At 60.6% G+C, this 1,580-nt stretch carries 1 protein-coding gene; it reads right to left on the bottom strand.

Annotated elements, in window-relative coordinates; translation table 11 throughout:
- Positions 1–1,490 (bottom strand): immunoglobulin-like domain-containing protein (locus ACF8GB_RS00635; protein WP_392526431.1); only part of this gene is annotated, 1,490 nt, incomplete at its 3' end.
- Positions 1,491–1,580: the final 90 nt, after the last annotated feature.

Raw genomic sequence — 1,580 nt, 5'->3', positions numbered from 1 at the left:
GCCGTGGCTTCGTTCACCGACACTTGGTTGGCGACGATATTGACCTGCACCAGGTCGCCCTGGCCAGCAGGTTCGTCAGTCACGGTGGTGGTCACTGGCGACTTGTTGGCCACCAGGTTCTCGAACTGCTTGTCACCGGCCACACTGATATCCGTGATGGCCTTGGTGATTGCAGGCTGGCCGCCGACGTATACGTCATCCGGTGCGTTGATGCTGACGGTACCGCTGGCAGACCCGGCGGCGATGAACACCTGGGTGCCGCCGGTCAGGGTGACGGTCACGCCACCATGGCCGGTGACCGGCAGGTTGTTGTCTTCACTGACCAAGGTCACGGTGTAGGTGATCTTGCCGCCTTCGGTCACGGTGGTGTTATCCACAGCCAGTACCGCAGTAACCTTGCTGATCGTGTCGGTAACGTTGACCGAAGCCGGGCCGCCAATGACCAGGTTCTCGAAGGTGGCGTTCGGCACCTCTGCCTTGACGATGCCGACCTCGATCTTGCCTTCGTCCTTGAACACGTCATCGCCCTGCGCCGCGGCCGTGTAGGTCTTGGTCATCTCGCCAGCCTTGAACACAACGGTAGCGTTGTTGCTCAGGGTGACGGTCAGGTCCTTGTCCAGTGCACGGTTCAGGCTCAGGGTAAAGGTCGGTGCCGTGGCTTCGTTCACCGACACCTGGTTGGCGACGATATTGACCTGCACCAGGTCGCCCTGGCCGGCAGGTTCGTCGTGCACGGTGGTGGTGACCGGCGACTTGTCCGCCACCAGGTTTTCGAATTGCTTGGCGCCTGCGACCGTGATGTCGGTAATCGACTTGGTGACCGCAGGCTGGCCGCCCACGTATACGTCATCTGGCGCATTGATGGTGACGGTACCCGTGGCAGAGCCAGCGGCGATGAACACCTGGGTGCCACCGGTCAAGGTAACGGTCACGCCGCCGTGGCCAGTCACCGGCAGGTCGCTGTCTTCGCTGATCAAGGTCACGGTGTAGGTGATCTTCCCGCCTTCGACGACCGAGGTGTTATCCACAGCCAGCACAGCCGTGACTTTGCTGATGGTGTCGGTGACATCGACCGATGCAGGTGCGCCTAGCACCAGGTTCTCGAAGGTAGCATTCGGCACTTCGGCCTTGACGATGCCGATCTGGATCTTGCCTTCGTCCTTGAAGACGTCATCACCCTGGGCAGGTGCGACATAGGACTTGCTGGTCTCGCCGGCCTTGAACACAACAGTGGCGTTGTTGCTCAGGGTGACGGTGAGATCCTTGTCCAGCACGCGGTTCAGGGTCAGGGTGAACAGGGGTGGCGTGGCCTCGTTGACCGAGACCTGATTGGCCACGATGTTAACCAGAACCAGATCACCCTGGTTGTCATTGCCTGGCGTACCCGAGCCTGGCTCGTCGGTAACTTCGGTGCTGACTTGGGTTTTATCCAGCGTCAGTTGCTCGAACTTCCAGGCATCCGCACCGCTGACCGATTCGATCGAGTTCACGACCGCAGGGTTCGTGCCCACATAAACGTTATCTGGCGCAGTAGCGGTGGCCGAACCTACGGTGCTGTTGGCAGGAACCACGACGGTGGT

This window comes from Pseudomonas sp. xss_4 (assembly GCF_043104125.1).
Taxonomy (GTDB): domain Bacteria; phylum Pseudomonadota; class Gammaproteobacteria; order Pseudomonadales; family Pseudomonadaceae; genus Aquipseudomonas; species Aquipseudomonas parafulva_B.
The sequence above is the reverse complement of the archived record's forward strand: the minus strand, read 5'-3'. Positions and strand labels throughout refer to the sequence as shown.